The sequence below is a fragment of the Paenibacillus sp. N22P23 genome (assembly GCF_059383735.1).
In genome coordinates this window covers 521,784-539,710 of the sequence record NZ_JBXENT010000003.1, presented here as the reverse complement: position 1 = coordinate 539,710, position 17,927 = coordinate 521,784, and the positions used below count along the sequence as shown (strand labels likewise).

At 49.3% G+C, this 17,927-nt stretch carries 12 protein-coding genes; 8 read left to right on the top strand and 4 right to left on the bottom strand.

Going from position 1 to position 17,927, the window contains the following annotated elements; translation table 11 throughout:
- Nucleotides 1-18 precede the first annotated feature (18 nt).
- Genes AC506A_RS17610 through AC506A_RS17600 form a run of 3 tightly spaced genes read right to left on the bottom strand, consistent with a single transcriptional unit; the run spans nucleotide 19 to nucleotide 4,866 of the window.
- On the bottom strand, nucleotides 19-1,620 hold the full coding sequence (locus AC506A_RS17610; protein ID WP_495462311.1) for an extracellular solute-binding protein: 1,602 nt from the start codon (nucleotides 1,618-1,620) through the stop codon (nucleotides 19-21).
- A 5-nt stretch (nucleotides 1,621-1,625) separates the two neighbouring features.
- Nucleotides 1,626-3,074 carry a response regulator transcription factor gene (locus AC506A_RS17605; RefSeq protein ID WP_495462310.1) on the bottom strand — a complete coding sequence of 483 codons (1,449 nt, stop codon included), beginning with the start codon at nucleotides 3,072-3,074 and terminating at the stop codon, nucleotides 1,626-1,628.
- Nucleotides 3,067-4,866, bottom strand: coding sequence for a sensor histidine kinase (locus AC506A_RS17600; RefSeq protein WP_495462309.1), 1,800 nt, complete (start codon nucleotides 4,864-4,866; stop codon nucleotides 3,067-3,069). Before AC506A_RS17600 ends, AC506A_RS17605 begins: the two co-directional genes overlap by 8 nt.
- 315 nt (nucleotides 4,867-5,181) lie before the next feature.
- On the opposite strand from AC506A_RS17600, the gene AC506A_RS17595 reads away from it, so the two are divergent.
- The 4 genes from AC506A_RS17595 (at nucleotide 5,182) to AC506A_RS17580 (ending at nucleotide 10,559) form a co-directional block, all read left to right on the top strand.
- Complete coding sequence (locus tag AC506A_RS17595) at nucleotides 5,182-6,624, top strand: ABC transporter substrate-binding protein (protein ID WP_495462308.1); 1,443 nt, start codon at nucleotides 5,182-5,184, stop codon at nucleotides 6,622-6,624.
- 83 nt (nucleotides 6,625-6,707) lie between these two features.
- Nucleotides 6,708-7,622: a carbohydrate ABC transporter permease gene (locus AC506A_RS17590; protein ID WP_495462307.1), complete on the top strand. Its 915-nt coding sequence runs from the start codon at nucleotides 6,708-6,710 to the stop codon at nucleotides 7,620-7,622.
- Between the two features lie 17 nt (nucleotides 7,623-7,639).
- Nucleotides 7,640-8,482, top strand: coding sequence for a carbohydrate ABC transporter permease (locus tag AC506A_RS17585; RefSeq protein ID WP_495462306.1), 843 nt, complete (start codon nucleotides 7,640-7,642; stop codon nucleotides 8,480-8,482).
- A 25-nt stretch (nucleotides 8,483-8,507) separates the two neighbouring features.
- Complete coding sequence (locus AC506A_RS17580) at nucleotides 8,508-10,559, top strand: tetratricopeptide repeat protein (protein WP_495462305.1); 2,052 nt, start codon at nucleotides 8,508-8,510, stop codon at nucleotides 10,557-10,559.
- Between the two features lie 282 nt (nucleotides 10,560-10,841).
- Here AC506A_RS17580 and AC506A_RS17575 read toward each other — a convergent pair whose 3' ends face one another.
- Nucleotides 10,842-11,420 (bottom strand): GNAT family N-acetyltransferase, encoded by a 579-nt coding sequence (locus tag AC506A_RS17575; protein ID WP_495462304.1) that lies wholly within the window; start codon nucleotides 11,418-11,420, stop codon nucleotides 10,842-10,844.
- 253 nt (nucleotides 11,421-11,673) lie between these two features.
- Between AC506A_RS17575 and AC506A_RS17570 the strand changes: the two genes are divergently transcribed.
- The 4 genes from AC506A_RS17570 to AC506A_RS17555 all read left to right on the top strand — a co-directional run bounded on the left by AC506A_RS17570 (nucleotide 11,674) and on the right by AC506A_RS17555 (nucleotide 17,921).
- Entirely contained in the window at nucleotides 11,674-13,248 is a 1,575-nt protein-coding gene (locus AC506A_RS17570) for a response regulator transcription factor (RefSeq protein ID WP_495462303.1), read from the top strand.
- Between the two features lie 23 nt (nucleotides 13,249-13,271).
- Complete coding sequence (locus AC506A_RS17565; RefSeq protein WP_495462302.1) at nucleotides 13,272-14,990, top strand: sensor histidine kinase; 1,719 nt, start codon at nucleotides 13,272-13,274, stop codon at nucleotides 14,988-14,990.
- A 143-nt stretch (nucleotides 14,991-15,133) separates the two neighbouring features.
- Nucleotides 15,134-16,843 (top strand): ABC transporter substrate-binding protein, encoded by a 1,710-nt coding sequence (locus tag AC506A_RS17560; RefSeq protein ID WP_495462437.1) that lies wholly within the window; start codon nucleotides 15,134-15,136, stop codon nucleotides 16,841-16,843.
- Nucleotides 16,844-16,970: 127 nt separating this feature from the next.
- On the top strand, nucleotides 16,971-17,921 hold the full coding sequence (locus tag AC506A_RS17555) for an ABC transporter permease (RefSeq protein WP_495462436.1): 951 nt from the start codon (nucleotides 16,971-16,973) through the stop codon (nucleotides 17,919-17,921).
- Nucleotides 17,922-17,927: the final 6 nt, after the last annotated feature.

Below are 17,927 nucleotides of genomic sequence, written 5' to 3'. Positions count from 1 at the left end.
TTGTGGGACTGTACCTTTTTATTGGATGCCCATTTTCTTCGCTTCCGCATTAACCTCGTTAATCATCCGGTCCAGCCCTTTGGCCTTGTAGCCGTCGATAATGGATTTCCATATCACTTCAACGGGCAGCTTGCTGATCATAACGCGAATCATATCATCGTTGTCGAAGATGGTAAACGTATCTTTCGTAGGCGTAGATAGATTCGTCAGCCGCGGCTCGTACGCCTGCTTACTCGTCATGCGCAAAGCGTAGTCAATCAGCTCCTGCTGCGCATCGTAGGCTGCAGGAGAAATGCCGGAAAAATTCGGATCCAGCCCGAACATGCCATCCCAATTGACCAAATTCGCGAAGGCCGTAAACGATGGATATTTTAATAGAATGTTGGTACTTGGATCGCTCTTCTGTATCGCATCTCCGCTCTTGGTGTAATCGACATCCATGAGGCCGTAATGCCGCATCTCCAGAAATTCCGGAGAGTTCATGTAGTCAAATAACTGCAGAATGCGATCCATCTTACCTTCAGATACCTGCGAAGAGATATAGCTCTCGGACCAGAAGGTTTTGAACACCGCGCTGTATCTGTTGCCGTCCATACTTGGAAGGGGCTTGAGGAACCGGACGCTATCGTAGAAATCCTCATCCTTCGGGTGCAGCTTCTGCCAGCGATTCTTGTTTATATTGGCGTCCACGGAGCGGAACATGCCGGATGTGATGAGAGCCGCCACTTTACCCTCGGCAAATTTATCAAATCCCATATTGCCTCTGGTGATCGGCAGATCCGGATCAATTAAACCGTCGGTATAGAACTCCCGAAGCAGCTGCAAGGAAGCAATCGCATGTTTCGAGAATACGGCAGGAATGTAACGCCCATCTTCCTTCATCCATTTAAAATCACTTCCGCTTCCGTCGCTTGTTGCGGCAGGTGAGCCGTACAGCCAGAACAATCCGCCCAGCAGCAGCTTGGAGACGGAGGTGAGTCCCGTAATATGCTTGTTCTCCGGGTCTTTATCCACAATGGCCTTGATCATGGCTCGGAACTCATCCCACGTCTCCGGTTCTTTAGTTATGCCTGCTTGCTGCGCAAGATCCCAACGATAGGCGACCAATCGGTCCAGAACGTTATAGTCGGTGCTGTCGTAGGTTTTGCGCGGGATAAAATAAAGCTTGTCATGATCCTTAAGATCCTGAAATTCAGGTGTCGCCAAATACTTGGCCAAATAAGGATAGGCGGATAAATCGCTGGGCAGCGGCTTGATAACGCCTTGATCTCTCCAATTGCGGTAGTACTGCGAGTTTACGGCATCGACTGCGAAAATATCAGGAAGCTGGCCCGTGGACGCCCACATTTGAAACTGCTGCACGTAATTTGCGGTTGTGATGGCAACCGGCTTGATTGAGATGTTGAGCTTCTTCTCTAAGCGTTGGATAAGCGGGTCTTCAGCAAGCGAGTTAGCCGTCAGCTCCCAGATCGCAACGGAAATATCCATAGGCTCCGATGGTCCGGAGGAGGCAGGCTGCGCCGGCAGTCGCTGCTGACTGGTGTCGCGGCAGCCTGCAGCAGTAGCAAACAGCACTATGATTGCTAATAGAGCGGCTAATCGCCGTGGCACGGTGCTCATATTCATCACTCCTCGCCGCCTCCATTGTTCAGCATTCGGTATTGTTTAGGGGTTTGCAGCGTGTTCTTCTTGAAGATCCGGGTGAAATAGAAGTAGTCTCGGAACCCGATCGTTTCCGCAACCTCGCCAATCGGCAGATTCGTCGTTCGGAGCAGGTTCTTGGCTTCCTTTAGTCGCACATTCGTTAAATATTCCGTAAATGTCACTTTAATCTCACGCTTGAACAGCTGGCTCAAGTAGTTCGGATGCAGGTAGAAAATGCGCGAGATGCTTTGGATGGAGATATGATTGCGATAATTTTCGTTCATATACTTGATGATTTCTTTCAAGTTTGCGTGTTCGGTTTCCCCCTTAACAACGCGGGATGCGCTTACAGGCTCGGAGGCTAAGGACTCGTCATTTAAGCTTTCTTGCAAACTGTCGATCATCTGATCGAAGCTGGGGTAGAGATGATACAACTGCTCCTTGCTAAAGATGTAATCGTCCTCGGACGAATGAGAAGCAGAATGAAAATAAACGATATTATAGATCCGCAGCGTGTGGTAGATCGTAAGGCATTGCTTGTTTGAAGGCAGACTCATCTCATCCAGCAAGTCTTTAGCTAAGGCAAACTCGCTCTTAGCGACTGCTCTCTCAAGCCTTCGGATCAACAGCGCTGCATGATCATCCTTAGCCTGTTGTTCCTCCCAGTATAGATCCTTGCGATTATGAATAAAGAAATCCCATGCGCGTACCGTGCTTTGTTCGATTCGCTGCATCATGCCTTCTATATTTCGATCCGAATGCAGGATGCCTATGCCCAGAATCCCATCCGGGATAGGTGAGGAGAGAGCTGCTAATAACGCATCCCGATCTGGCGCCTGCACCCAATAAACACTGCGGGCATAACCGAGATTAATGCCTGCATAGTTGGTTTCCGCTAGGAAGGTTAGTCGACCTTTGCCCACGGAAACGAGCAGATAAAGGGTGTCTGAGGTGATGCCGGCGTCATGCAAGATTTCGTTGAAAGCGGATTGTGCCCTTGTTGTAGCCGGATCATCAAGCAATTCTAGCAGCTTGCCTTCGCGTTTGTGCTTGATTTCATCGAGGTTGCCCGCTGCCGTTTGAAGCAGGGTATGGATCTCGTGATCGTCGAAGGGCTTGAGGCAATAGCCGAGCACGCCGTAATTCAAGGACTTCTGCACATAAGCAAATTCAGCGTAGCCGCTAATGACGATGATTTGAATGTCTTTGTTCAGCTCTTTAATTTGCTTAATTAGCTCTAGGCCCGATAACCCCGGCATTCGAATATCGGTGAACACGACATGCGGCTGCAGCTCTTGAATGAGTTGAAGCGCTTTGGTGGCGTTGTTGGCCTTACCCGCGACATAGAAGCCCGACTTCTTCCAATCCACGCCTGCCGCCAAACTCTTTAGAACAAGGTTCTCATCATCCACGAGAAGTACTTTATACACGGATATCCCCTCCCGGTTGTACGTAGTGACTTGGCATCGTAAGGGTTATGCATGTTCCTTGGCCGGCTTCACTCTCGAAGGTGAGCCCATATTGAAAGCCGTAAGCTAAACGCAATCGATTATTCACGTTAAGCAAGCCGATACTGTCGCTGTCAGGCGAATCCTGACTCTCGCGGCTTAATGAGGATGATTTCTCCAGTAATTTGCTTTGAATACGGCGTACGGTATCCTCATCGCCGCCCATTCCATCATCGGTGATGCGGAGCACGAGCGTCTTACCATTCTCGACCTCGCCGGTAATTGTGAGGTTTCCTTTGGTTGTTTTCGGTTCAAGTCCGTGAAAAATCGCATTCTCCACGAGCGGCTGCAGAATCATTTTCAAGACCGATACTTGCAGGGCTTCGTCCGTGAACTGGTAGGTAACGTCGAAACGATCCTCGAAACGGATCAGCTGCAGGTAGACATACGATTTCACTGCGTTTAGTTCCTGATCGAGCGTGACATAACCGGAGCCCTTGATGCTGTAATGAAAAAGCTTGCCGAGCGCCTTCGTCATGTCGACGATTTGGGGAGCCTCGGCTTCCAGGGCAACGCCTTTGATCGATTCTAAAGTGTTATATAGAAAATGCGGGTTGATTTGGCTGCGCAGATAAGCCGTGGCGGCTTTCTCTTTCTCGATCTCAGCCTCCAGCAGGTGGGTGTTCGTCTCGACGAGTCGATGCGTAAGATTGTCGATCTCACTTAACATGCCGTTCAAATTCTCGGCGACTACATTCATTTCTACATTGCCTTCAAGGTGAATGGTTGTCTTTAAATCCTTGATGCTGCCGGACTTTATACCGTTAATGAATCGCACGAGCAGCTGAATGGGCTGCACGATGTTGTTGGTAATCACCGCGAAAGGAACAGCCATTAATAGGATCGATAGGATGACAATGAGAATGCTGCGGTTGCGCACAGAGTCGAGCTCCGCCAGCAGCGCTTCTTGGGGAACGAAGCTGAGCACGGAGGCATTGATCTGGTCCAGCCGCTGGATTTGGATGGCTCCCTTGACCCCGCCTATGGAATCCGTCAGCTTCTGCTCGCTATTATGCTGGCTGCTTAGCGCGCTAATGCTTCTAGTAATATCGGGAGAATTCGTCTCCGGATATACGCTGCCGAGTCGATCAATGAGATAGAAGCCTATGCCAGGCTCCGTCATACTCCTGTCGTCATCGAAGAACATCGCCTCCACGTCGATAATGACGGCAATATAGCCGATTCGTTTGCCGTCCGTGCCGTTGCCGAGGTCGCTGGAATAGATATTTTGAGCAAACAGCATGCTGTTCTTCGAAGCGGAGCTATAATCGTAGGGCTCCAAGCCGCTGACATACACGGTCTTGCTGGACTCGATTTCCTTATTGGAGCGCTGCACGAAATCGATGCTGCCGTTCAGGCTGTACCGCATGCCGCTGGTGCCGATTAAGACGATGTCCTGGAACCCTTTCCTACCAGCCTTTAATGAAATGATTTTGCGGTCTAGCTCATTGCTCATCTCATATAGCAAGCTGGGATCGTTCTGTGTCATGAATTTCTGCACGAAAGGGTCGAACCCTAGGCTGAGGATAATCTGGCTGATTTCGTCGGATTTCTGCGAGAGGTTAAGCTTGAATTTCCGAATGGTATCTTCGGTATATTGATTGTTGTTTTTGATGACAATTTGAGAGGTTTGGGAGTACAAAGAATAAATAATCATCAGCATGATAATGACAATAAGTGCAACGGCTAGCTTAAGCTGCGTCTTAATGCGCATTCTCGTTAAGATCCCCATGGCAGCACCTGTCCGTATCGAGATTGAGTTTATGTAAATGAGTATACCATCATCGTTTTCGAAAGAGACGGTTTCAGGCAAAGCTCTTAGTTTAGTCCATATTCTTATAATTGGTTTACATACTTTTTGCTCTTCAGGTTGCTTATAGGAGAGGGGACCAATGTCCCCTCTCTATTTGTTGGCGTTCGAAGCAGGCTTAGTTTTATCCAGTTTTATCTAATCCACAGTCATACTTACTTGGCAGAATTGCCCCTATAATCACACTTGTAAGCCATTACTTGCCGGGGGGAATTCACTTTGATCAAAAGAAAACCATTAGCCGCATTAACGTTAACAACCATGCTGGCGCTGACCGTACTGTCGGGCTGCGGGAAGTCAAACAACGAGAATTCACCATCTACAACGACGAATGCTTCTGCGAATGAGAAGGAATCCACGAACACAGCTGCAACTACCAATGCGAATACGAATGCAGCCAATGCGACAACAGACGAGAGCACCGCTGCTGGCCTGGAAGGGAAAGTCGTCTTCTGGTCGATGTGGAGCAATGCGGAGCCGCAGGCTAAAGTCATTGATGAGGCTGTCAAAGAGTTTGAGGCGGCCAACCCGAAAGTGGATGTCGAAGTGAAATACAACGGTCGTGATATTAACAAGCTGATTAAGCCTGCACTCGAAAGCGGAGAGCAAATCGATATATTCGAGCAAGACCCGGGCTCGGCGCTCGGCAATCTCAAGGATCATGTATTGAAGCTTGACGAGCTCTTGGAGCAGCCGTCTGTCGGCATCGATGGCAAGTCCGTGAAGGATTCACTGCTTCCATCGCTGATGGATTGGGTTAAATCACTGGCTGCACCGGCAGGTCTTGAAGAGGGCTACTATGCGATTCCTCAGCAGCCTTACGCGGTACTATTCTTCTACAATAAAGCACTTTTTGCTCAAGCTGGCATTACTGCAGTTCCTACTTCGTGGGAAGAGTTTCTAGCGGATTGCGAGCTGCTCAAGCAAGCAGGCGTAGATCCGATTACGTTCGATGATGCCTACCGCGATCTTTTCATTGGCGGTTACCTCGGCAGTGCGATGGGCAGCGATTGGACCGACAGTCTGGTCAAGGACAAAACAGGCGAGATGTGGAACGATCCCATCGTGCTCCAGTTCGCGAAAGACATGCAAATCCTGAATGATAAAGGCTACTTCTCTAAGAAGATCGCAGGTAATAAGTATCCGGCAGGACAGCAGGATCTGGCACTGGGCAAAGTGGCGATGTACTTGAACGGCACTTGGCTTCCTAACGAAGTGGCGGCAACAGCCGGTCCAGATTTCCAATGGGGCTCCTTCCAATTCCCTGTCGTGGCGAACGGCAATGACAAGGGCGGCCAACAAGGACTTTCCTTCGGCGCACAAGGGCTGCTGATGAATAAAAACAGCAAGAACATCCCTGCCGCATTCGAGCTGGTGAAGTACCTTGTTGGCAAGAAGGCACAAGAGGGAATGTCGACGCAAGCGCTCGCGATTCCGGCTACGATCGATTCGACATGGCCGGCTCCGCTCGCGGAAGCTGCGGTTGCATTTGGCAATGCGAAGGTCAACATGCCATGGGGCTTTGGTATCGATAACGGAGGCGATTTCTCGAGCGGAACCGTTCTCCCTGTGTTCATGGAGCTGGCGACTGGAAAGATCAAACCAGAAGCGTACGTGAGCAAGATGGCGGAGCAAGCGAAAAAGTTCTATGACGGTAAATAAGTAACGCTATTGCAATCGGAACGCGGCGTTCGTGGGAACGCCGCGTTTCTGAATATAGGCTGACATGTTGCGGGGGTGCTGTCATGAGAATGAAAAAATCAATTATTGCGCTGTTCTTAGCGCCGGCTGTCATCATTTACTTGGCCATTTTCCTTTATCCTACTTTACGAACATTCGCTATGAGCTTCTACAATATCCCGACGCTCTCGAGCCGTATTGCGGAGTGGAAGTTTGTTGGCCTCGTCAATTACAAGGATGTAACGAGCAGCACTTATTTTATCGGGTCGGTCAAAAATGTACTTGGCATATGGGCGCTAGGGGGCGTATTGATCTTCGTCTTTGCTTTCCTCTATGCGGCGATCCTAACTTCCGGGGTGAAGGGGAAGAACTTCTGGCGATCGCTTATTTTTCTGCCGAATACGGTCTCCGCGGTGGTCATGTCCGTTGTATGGCTCCAGTATATTTACAATTCGAGTTTCGGATTGCTAACCTCCGTATTTAATCGCCTTGGCTTAACGGCGCTTGCCAATATACAGTGGACCGATAACGAGCATATTTATTATGCCATGATTATGGCGTTCAGCTTCGGTTCGATCGGTTATTTCATGCTGATCTTGAATGCCGGCATCAACCGGATTCCCGGCGATTTCTACGAAGTCGCTACCTTGGAGGGTGCGAATCCGTGGACGAAATTCTTCAAGATTACACTGCCGCTCCTGCGGGACGTGTTTCGTACAACGCTGGTCCTATGGACGATTACAGCCTTCAACTTCTTCGTATGGTCGGCGACGTTCGGGCTCGATGATCCGCATACGGTTACACCGGGGTACTACATGTACCAGAAGGTATTCGGCATGTCGAAAGGAACTTCGGTGTTGAATGAAGGGGCATTTAACGTGGGCTCAGGGGCGAGCGTCGGCATCTTAATTACGTTAGCAACGCTGGTCGCCTCTGCGCTCATCAGCCGACTTTTCCCGAGGGACCGTTTGGAATATTAAGAGGAGGAGGAACCTTCATGCGCAGCGTAGTATTGCGAAAGAAAATGAATCTATTGCCGGCTTACATTCCGCTCTATGCTTGGCTGTTATTCTCCGTCATTCTATTCGGTTGGGTCATACTGGCTTCGCTGAGTTCAACGAGAGATATTTTCACGAACTCCTTATTGAAAAGCGGCATCCATTTCTCCAACTACACGGACTTGTTCAAGGAGCAGGACATTGGGCGGTATTTTGCGAATAGTGTTATTTATACGGTTACAGCCTGCATCGGGATTGTCGTCGTTGCGGCTCCGGCAGCGTACATGCTGGGTCGAGCTCAGTTTAGGGGACGCGGGCTGCTGAACATGATGTTCATGTCTGCGCTGGCGATTCCGAGTATCCTCATCTCGATTCCGCTGTTCTCGATTTTTGTGGAATTGAAGCTGACCGGTTCGATCATCACGCTGATTCTCGTTTATATTTGTACGAATGTACCGTTTGCCGTGTTTTTTCTTACTAGCTTCTTCTCCTCTGTTCCGAAGGAACTCGAGGAATCCGCTTCGATGGATGGCTGCGGTCCGATAAGGGCGTTCATTCAAATCATTCTGCCGGTGGCACAGCCGGGCATCATTACGTTATCGATCTTCAACTTTCTAGGGGTGTGGAACGAATACTTCTTCGCACTGATCTTCTCCAACGATGCCAATTCGCGCACACTCGCGTTATCGCTGCAATCGATCGTTTACGGATATGCCAATACGGGCAATTACGGGGGGATTTTCGCGGCTTGTATGGTCGTGTTTCTGCCAAGCTTTATCGTATATCTGTTTGTGTCCAAGCGTATCATTTCGGGACTGACTGTAGGCGCTGTTAAGGGATAAAATCGTGGGGAGCTGATGGGCTGCAATGTTGGTGACGACCGCAAGTCTGGTAATCGAGGGAGCACGGCCGGAAGGGGAGAACCCCCTGCCGATGTTCCGAAACAAGGATGCGCATCGCGAAGTAACGGATAACGGCAGTCTGAAGCCGGAACAGAAACTATATATGGGTGACCATACAGGGGAGCGGTATTTGCCATATCGGATGCAGGACCGGTATTCGAGGAAGCGTGAGAACATAGAGCTTAAGACGATCGTGCTGGAGAACGATGTGCTTAAGGCCGTGTTTCTGCCGGAATTCGGCGGGAGGCTGTATTCGCTGCAAGAGAAGGCAACGGGGCGAGAGATTCTGTATAAGAATCCGGTGTTTCAGCCGGCTAATTTGGCGATTCTGAATGCTTGGTTCTCGGGCGGGATCGAGTGGAACATCGGTCACATTGGCCATACGTTTACGACCTGTTCGCCGATACATGCGGCCAAGCTTACCGATGATGAAGGGAACGAGTTTCTTCGCATCTATGAGTATGAGCGGTGCAAGAATCTGTTCTGGCATATCGATTTTCATTTGCCGCCGGGTGCGAGTCAGTTAGGGGTCTATGTCCGTATCGTGAATGATCAAGCGTCGGCGGTGCCCATGTATTGGTGGACGAATATTGCCGTAGAGGAGACCGAGAAATCGCGGGTGTTCTCGGGGACCGGCGAAGTCATCTATATCGATCCTACGCAGAAGGGCTACGGTGCTGACAAGCTGCCGATTCTTCCATCTGTTCCGGGCGTGGACGTGTCGTATCCGATGGGATTCCCGTATGCGAGCGAGTATTTCTTTCAGACGCCTGCTGCCGAGAAGTCGCCGTGGGAAGCTGTCGCCTATGAGGATGGCCGATTGTTCTACGAGCGATCGACTTCACGGCTCCGGTATCGGAAAATGTTTTGCTGGGGCAATCATGCAGGCGGCAGACGGTGGTGCGACTTCTTGGCGAAACCGGGCGAAGGCCACTATATCGAAGTGCAGGGCGGGTTCGCTCCAACGCAACTGCACGGTATCGAAATGCCTGCACATTCCGTGTGGGATTTCACGCAAATAATTGGGATGCTGAGCATCGACGATAGGGAAGCGGCTTATCAGGAGAATTGGGATCAAGCCCGAGACTATATAGAGGAGCAAGTCAGTCAGGCGCTCAGCGAGGAAGAGGTGTACGCTTCGCATGCGAGATATCAGGCGCAGGCGTGCAAAACACCGGAATTGTCGCTGCATACGGGTTCAGGCTGGGGCGCGTTAGAGCGATTGCGCAGGGAAGTCAAAGTCGGAGGCGGCGGTGAGAGTGCTGCTGCTGCCGCGATTCCAGAGGGCTTCGTCTTCGCGGATGAGACGCTGGGGCCGGAGCAGGAGCCATGGCTTGTCCTTCTGCGGGAAGGTTATCTTCCGGAGCATGATGTAGAAGAGATTCCGCCATCCTGGATGATTCAAGAGCAGTGGATGGACATGCTGAACAGCAGCCTTGAGCATGCTTCTCATCGCTCTTGGACGGCGCTCTTGCATGACGGAGTCATGCGTTATGAGAAGGGGCTGGACGTGGAAGCGATTGAAGCGTGGGAAGCATCGCTGCGGCTCAAGCCTTCGGCATGGGTATACCGGAATTTAGCCGTGGTGATGAAGCAGCGGGGCGAGACGGATCGGGCGCTGGCTTATTATGAGCAGGCATACGCGGTTTCCGGTCGTTTCCCGGACCGGGCATTCGTGGAAGAGTACCTCAATCTTGTCATTCAGAACAAGGATTACGAGCGGGCATGGCACTTATATGAATCGTTGCCGCCGGCATTCGCCAGCAGCGACCGCATTCAAATTATTGTAGGTGCAGTCGCGTTGGAGCTTGGCCATGACGCATTCATGGAGAAGCTGTTCGCGACGGAGTTTGCCGTCATCCGCGAGGGCGAAACCTTGGTCATCGAGCTGTGGTTCAAGTACAACGCCAAGAAGCTCGCGGAACAAAGGAATGTCGAGCTGACGCAGGAGCTAATTGGGGAAGCGATGCAGCAATGTCCGCCGCCGATCCATATTGATTTTCGGATGATCGGCTAACTGGATACTCACCACAGACCGCCAAACACGCCGACCGCCGATAGCGACCGTTGGACTGCGAACACCGATCGCTGATGGTAGGCCGCCAATCGCTCAAACCGCTAACGAACCTCAGAGCCCTTATTTCAGCTAAATGGCTCGTTCTGAAATTCTAACGAACCGTACAGGCGCTATTTCGTGGCGAGAACACCTTTTTCGCTCCATTTCCCCCAAATAGCGTCCCTACGGTTCGTTAGAATCGAGGAGACGCTATTTTCGCGTAAATAAGGGCTCCTGGGTTCGTTAGCGGTCCCGTGTTGTAAACTTGTAAACCGCCTTAATAAACCCGCCAAACACCTCGTGACTATACGTGAACCCGCGACTGAGGTAGAAGTTCAGTGCCGCTTCATTGCCATTGGATATATAGATGAAGATGATATCCACATTAGGGGAGCTCTCCAGCCAGTCTATTGCCATGTCGAACAGCTTGGAGCCAAGCTTCATCTCCCGATAGCCGTCACGGATATACAAATTGTTTAAGCAGCCGACTTTCGCGGGAAGATCATCCCAATCCGGATAGAAGCCTTTTCCTCCGCGAGGAGCCCAATCGGGGTAAGCAATTCTGCTGCTTTCGTCGATCTGATCGATGGTCGAGAATACATAGCCGATCGGGACGCCGTCGTCCTTCGCGACAATAACCTGACTTTCCAGCGCATGGTCATAGCTTCGTTTCATCCGCGTGTCGAAATTCATCGCATCAAAAACTTCCGGCATTATCGCTGCCTTGGATTGCTGAAACGCCATCAGCTCATCACAAAGCGCCCGACATTGCTCGATGTTGCCATCATCCTCTATCACTTCAATCGTTATGTTTCCCATCATTTCACCTCATTACTAACTTGACGGTTGCTGCCCAAATGCCTAGCCTTAGAGTATCACAGAACGGGTAATCAAGCGCAGCAGCTGTAATTTCTTTAGAATACTAAGCAAAACCTATACTTCCTTAAGTTTACGAAAGCAGGATACCTTAGTAAAATGGATTGAATTTGAAAATACTAACGAAACAGAAACTTTCTAGTGACATGACTTGTAAGCGATTACAGCAGATAAATAAACCAAAATCGGAGGCATTCCTATGAGAAAAGCGATTCTGGTTGACGATGAAATGTTTGCCCGCAAAGGGCTTGTTGGGCTTATCCCTTGGGAGAAATGCGGATTTCAGATCGTTGGCGAGGCTGAGGATGGGGAAGAAGCGCTCGCGTTAATCGAGCGGCTGATGCCGGATCTCGTCATTACCGATATTCGTATGCCTGTGCTGGATGGGCTTGAGCTCATTCAGACGGTGCAGGAGCGAATCAGCAAGGATATTAAATTTATTATTATCAGCGGATATGGTGATTTCAAATATGCGCAGCAAGCCGTTCGTTTCGGCGTTCATGATTATTTGCTGAAGCCGATTGACGAGAACGAGCTCATGGAAACCTTGGTGCGCATTAATGAGACGCTCGATGAGCGTCCGCCGTGGCAAGAAGGCAGCAAGCTGCTTTTTCAAATCTCGTTGTTTGAACAGCTCCTCTCGGGCAAATCAGATGAGAAACTGCTTGCGGATGCGGCACTGTTCTTGGGACTGCCGATCAATAAGCCGCTGCGATACATTGCACTTGAGCTTAATAATGTCCCTTCTCACTTGAGTGAAGAAGAGAAGACCGGACAGATTGGTGAGATCAAAGAAGCCGTCCTTAAAGTGTTGAAGAGGCATTCACCGGATAAAGAACCATTCATCTACATTCCGAGCTCTTATGGGCTTGGATTTCTTGTCTCATCGGACCAAGGTCCGGATGGGGTGAAACGGCTTGCAGATGATCTGATAAGGGCAACGGCAGGAAAAAGCCAAGGCGCCCCGAGAGTGTATGTTGGCGAGCGGACTGCTGGACCAGGCTATGTGAAGGCTTCTTATTCCACAGCGATGGAAACGATGAAATATAAATTCGCGCAGTCGTCCAAGGAGGCCATCCTCTATGACGATATTAAAGGCACGGTTCTGCAGTACAAAGAGATCGAGCAGACGCAATATACAGAGCTGATGGAGCGACTGGAAGAGCATGACAGTGAGGCGATAGCGAAGCTCGTAGATGCGATGTTTGCAGCCTTTAGGGAGCAAGGAATCGCCTCGGAATCGATACGCGCTTCGATTTCCAGATGCGTACACGGCGCAACTCGCATCATCCAGACGATGCAAGGCGACGTGAACAAGCTGGCGGCCTTCAATTCGATCATGCATTGGTATAATGAGCCTCGAACATTGGAGAGCGTGAAAGGGCTGCTGATGGAATTTCTAACGGAATGCACGGCATATATGGCGTCGCTGCGCAGCAAGATAGGGAAAGGCGAGATTGGCAAAATCAAAAGCTATATCGAAAGCCACTACGCCAGCAATATCAGCCTGAAGAGCATTGCCAAACTCTTCTATATGAATCCGGTCTACTTAGGGCAGCTCTTTAAGAAGTCATATGGCATGTACTTCAATGAGTTTCTGCTGCAAATCCGGATTCAAGAAGCGAAGAGTCAGCTTCGCCAGACGGATAAGAAAATTTATGAGATCGCGGCAAACGTCGGGTTCGGCAATGCGGATTATTTCGTCTGTCAATTCGAGAAAGTGGAAGGGAAAACCCCGACCGAATACAAAAATGCGATGATTGCCAAAACATAGAAGGCGCGGGAGGATTCAATTTCATGAGAATAAGCAGCGCCTTCCATAACATCAGGCTTCGAAGCAAGATGCTGATGATTTATTTTCTATCCGTGTTAATTCCGGTCGTTCTCACGAACGTCATCTTCTACAATATTACGACGAATAACGTGAAGAATCAGAAGCTGAAGGACTTGTCGCTGGCTATTGAGCAGATGCGCAACGAATTCATGTATCAGATCGATGCCGTAATCGGCATCTCGTCCGTCCTTTATAACGATTCCATCATGAATGACTACTTGGATCAACGCTATGTCTATTCGGCTGATTACGTGTTGAATTACCACTCCTATATTACGGACATGCTGGAGAAATACGCACCGGTATACAGAGCGATTCAGAACATTACCATCTATACGAATAACGATACGATTATTTATGGCGGCTATGTCGCGCCTATTTCGCAAATTAACCCTGATGAAGAATGGTACAAGAGGTTGGTCAGCTCCGGCACGGCTAATCCGATCCTCGTTAAGAATAACTTGTCGACATCCGATCCCGGAATCAGCATTGTCAGGCGAATGAGCAGCTCTGCGGGGCAAAATAATTTTGAGAAAATCATCAAGATTGACCTTGATCCCGGCCTCATCCGGCAAGTATTAAGCAATGTAACGCTGGAGGGCAGCGTCTATCTGCTTGAAGGGGATAAGGTTCAGTATGCGTCCGGCAAGAAGTACACCGAGGAGAATTCGGAGAATGACGGCATCGTATTCGAAGAAGGTTTTGCGAACAAAGAGTATTTGATAAATTGGCGCGTTGTAGGGAAGTTTCAGGAACGCGAAGTGCTGGTAGAGGTTCGAAAATCGAGAGAATTCGTTATTTATATGGCGCTTCCGAACATTCTTGTTCCAACGCTTATTATCGTCTGGTTTACCCGATCGCTGAATCAGCGATTATTCCGGATCTTGAGACAGATGAAGCGGGTGAAGAACCACAGCTTCGAGCTGATCGACAACGAAGAGACCAATGACGAAATCGGCCAGCTGACAACGGAATTCAACCGAATGACGATGCAGATCAAGAGTCTGATTCACGATGTCTATATGGCCGACATTCAGAAGAAGGAACTGGAGCTTAGCCGCAATCAGTCGCAGCTTCATGCACTTCAGAGCCAGATCAATCCGCATTTTCTGTTTAACTCGCTTGAGACGATCCGTATGCGGAGCTTGATGAAGAACGAGGAAGAGACGGCCAAAATCATTCATCATATGGCGAAGATCTTCCGTAAGTCTCTATCCTGGGGCAGAGATATGGTAACGGTTAAGGATGAGCTCGATTTGGTCGAGAGCTTCCTGCAGATTCAGAAATACCGATTCGGGGACAAGCTGGATTACAGCATTGAGGTAGATCCGGACTGTATCACAGAGAAAATTCCGAAGATGACGCTGCAGCCGCTTGTAGAGAACTCGAGCATCCACGGCATCGAGCCGCTGAAGAATGCCGGTTTCATTACGATCAGCGTGCGCAAATCCCCGGTGGGACTCCTCTGCGTGGTTAGTGATAACGGCGTGGGGATGACGGAAGAGAAACGAAACGAGCTGGTGCAAAACTTGTATTCGACCGAGGAAGAGAGCGGGGAAAGCATTGGCATTCGCAATGTGTATTTGCGGCTGAAGATGTTTTATGGGGACCAAGCGACCTTCGACTTGGAGAGCAGCAAAGGTTCGGGGACGTCGATTCGGATCGAAATACGATCTCTTTAATTTTCTAAGCGCGACATATAGTTTACCTGGTAAACAAAGATTGTTCTACTTTGTATACTGAAGATGTTCAATTGAAGCGCTTACAAATTATAGAGCAGGAAGGGGACTTTTCTTTGAAAAACAGAAAGAAATGGCAGCTAGGCATGATGTCGCTCGCGCTAATCATGAGTATTGTCGGCTGTTCCAGCGGCAATAACAATGCAAATGAAAACGCTCCAAAGGAAACAGGTAATGCAGCTGCGAACAACACGGGCACGAACACAAACACAACAGAGGCAGCTGAACCGGCGAAAGAGGAGCCGGTAACCTTTACTTTTTTCAATGCTACAGCGAACAAAGACACGGATACGAACAAGACGGAAATCGGTAAAATCCTGGAGGATCAAACGGGCGTCAACTTCAAGATGGAGCATCTTGTAGGCGACTTGAATACGAAGATCGGAACGATGATCGCAAGTAACGAATATCCGGATATCCTGGCGCCGGATTCAGGCATCGATAAAGTGTTGGAAGCGGGCGCATTCATTCCGCTGAACGATCTTATCGATCAATATGGTCCAAACATCAAGCGCGTATACGGCCCTTACATGAACCTGATGAAAGCGGACGACGGCAACATTTACTTCCTGCCATTCAGTGCCACAGTTGGCGAATATAAACCAAACCCAACGATTGACCAAGGCGCTTTCTGGGTGCAAAACCGCGTCCTGAAGGATGCCGGCTATCCGAAAATCAAAACGTTCGACGAGTATTTTAACCTGATTAAAGATTATGCAGGCAAGCATAAAGACGACAAACTGACGGGCTTCATGTCCCTGACGCACGACTGGCGCTTCTTTGCAACAACGAACCCGCCGAACCATCTTGCAGGCTACCCGAATGATGGCGAAGTTCAAGTCGATATGACTTCGATGGATTCCAAGATCTACGCAGCTAACGATGACACGAAACGTTGGTTGAAGAAGTTGAATGAGTTTAATGCTGAAGGTTTGTTCGATAAGTCCTCCTTCGTAGACAACTACGATCAATACTTGGCGAAGCTGACTTCCGGTAAAGTACTTGGCTTCTTCGATTACGGCTGGCAGGTGAACCAAGCGCTGCAAACGTTGAAAACCGAAACGGTGAAAAACGGCGGCAACGACGATCTGGAGTACTTCCCGCTGCCAATCGTATTCGACGCAGGCGTGAAAGACCAATATATCGATCCGGCTTCCTTTGTTAACAACCGCGGCGTGGGTATCACGACAAGCGCAAAAGACGCTGTTCGTATCATTAAATTCTTCGACAACCTGCTTACTGACGAGAACCAGAAGATGGTACAGTGGGGCATTCAAGGCAAGAACTATGAAGTGGACGACAAAGGCAGATTGTACAGAACACAAGAAGAAATCGACAAGCTTAAAGATAACGACTACAAACGTCAAGTGGGTATCGGTTACTTCGAGTACTATTGGCCAATGTACGGTCAAGGCTCCACGTTCCCTGATGGTAATGCTGTAAACCCAGGCAGACAACCGGAAGTTGCACAAGCATCCTTTACACCTGCTGAGAAAGATCGTCTTGCCAAATACGGCGTTCAAACGTATGCGGAAATGTTCTCTGCTCCGGATGACCGTCCATGGTACCCAGCATGGAGCATCGCGCTTGAGCAAGGCACAGATGCACAAATCTACACCGCTAAGAAACCAGACGTACAACGTAAATATTTTGCGAAAATCGTCCTTGCATCGCCGGATAAGTTCGACGGCCTGTGGAACGAGTATGTAGATGAAATCAACAAGCTTCCTGTAGCGGAATACGAGAAAACGATGACTGAAGAAGTGAAAGAGAAAACAGCAAAGATTAAAGGTTAATCAAGTGTAAGGGGGAAGGCCGGAACTCGCATGCAGTACGGGGCCGGCCTTTCCTAATTTTTAAACGCATAGAACCGGGTAGGTATGGAGAGGAGTGATCGCAATGATAAAAACCAAGCAGCAGGATATGACCGCCGATCGGATACTTCTCGGTCAGAAATCCGGTATCGGCTTATTTCTGGAGAAGCTTGTGAAGCAGCGGGCGCTTGTTCTAATGTCCGTTCCGTTCCTTATTTGGCTTGTTATCTTTAAATATATTCCGTTATGGGGCTGGTCGATCGCGTTTCAGAGCTATAAGCCGGCGAAATCCTTCAGCGATCAGAAATGGGTAGGGCTGAAGCAGTTTAAGTTTATGTTCTCCGATGATCGGTTTCTGCTGGTGCTTCGCAATACGCTTGCCATGAGCTTAATCAATTTCGTTCTGGGCTTCGTGACAGCGATTACACTTGCGATTCTATTGAATGAATTAAGAAAAGTAGCGTTCAAGCGGGTCGTCCAAACGATCAGTTATTTACCGCATTTTATATCTTGGGTTGTCGCAGCTACGATCATTCAAACCGTTCTCTCTGCAGATGGCGGGGTGTTGAACGAAATTCTGATGGGCCTAGGATTCATCAAGGAACCGATTCTCTGGCTTGGAGAAGGCAAGTATTTCTGGGGTATTCTCGGGATTTCGGAAGTATGGAAGAACGTAGGCTGGAACACGATTATTTATTTGGCCGCTATGACCACAATCGATCCTGCGCAGTATGAAGCTGCCGAGATTGATGGAGCAGGACGCTTCCAGCGTATCTTCCATGTTACGCTTCCCGGCATCCGGCCCGTTATTATCATTCTCATTATTCTTAACCTTGGACAGATTCTAGAGACTGGCTTCGAGCCGCAATATTTGCTTGGCAATGGACCGAACCTCGATTATTCCGAGAATCTTGAAATTTTCATTCTCAAATATGGTATGAATCTGGGCAACTATTCACTGTCCGTCGCAGCAGGGATATTCAAGACGGTCATCAGCATTGTGCTATTGTTCTCGGCGAATTACCTTGCAAAACGGCTAGGCCAAGAACGATTGTTTTAAGGAGGA

Bases quoted from the DNA above. Each gene is read 5' to 3' on its own strand.
- AC506A_RS17610 (WP_495462311.1), bottom strand. From the start codon at position 1,620: ATGAGCACCGTGCCACGGCGATTAGCCGCTCTATTAGCAATCATAGTG.
- AC506A_RS17600 (WP_495462309.1), bottom strand. From the start codon at position 4,866: ATGCGCATTAAGACGCAGCTTAAGCTAGCCGTTGCACTTATTGTCATT.
- AC506A_RS17590 (WP_495462307.1), top strand. From the start codon at position 6,708: ATGAGAATGAAAAAATCAATTATTGCGCTGTTCTTAGCGCCGGCTGTC.
- AC506A_RS17585 (WP_495462306.1), top strand. From the start codon at position 7,640: ATGCGCAGCGTAGTATTGCGAAAGAAAATGAATCTATTGCCGGCTTAC.
- AC506A_RS17580 (WP_495462305.1), top strand. From the start codon at position 8,508: ATGTTGGTGACGACCGCAAGTCTGGTAATCGAGGGAGCACGGCCGGAA.
- AC506A_RS17575 (WP_495462304.1), bottom strand. From the start codon at position 11,420: ATGATGGGAAACATAACGATTGAAGTGATAGAGGATGATGGCAACATC.
- AC506A_RS17570 (WP_495462303.1), top strand. From the start codon at position 11,674: ATGAGAAAAGCGATTCTGGTTGACGATGAAATGTTTGCCCGCAAAGGG.
- AC506A_RS17565 (WP_495462302.1), top strand. From the start codon at position 13,272: ATGAGAATAAGCAGCGCCTTCCATAACATCAGGCTTCGAAGCAAGATG.
- AC506A_RS17560 (WP_495462437.1), top strand. From the start codon at position 15,134: ATGATGTCGCTCGCGCTAATCATGAGTATTGTCGGCTGTTCCAGCGGC.
- AC506A_RS17555 (WP_495462436.1), top strand. From the start codon at position 16,971: ATGACCGCCGATCGGATACTTCTCGGTCAGAAATCCGGTATCGGCTTA.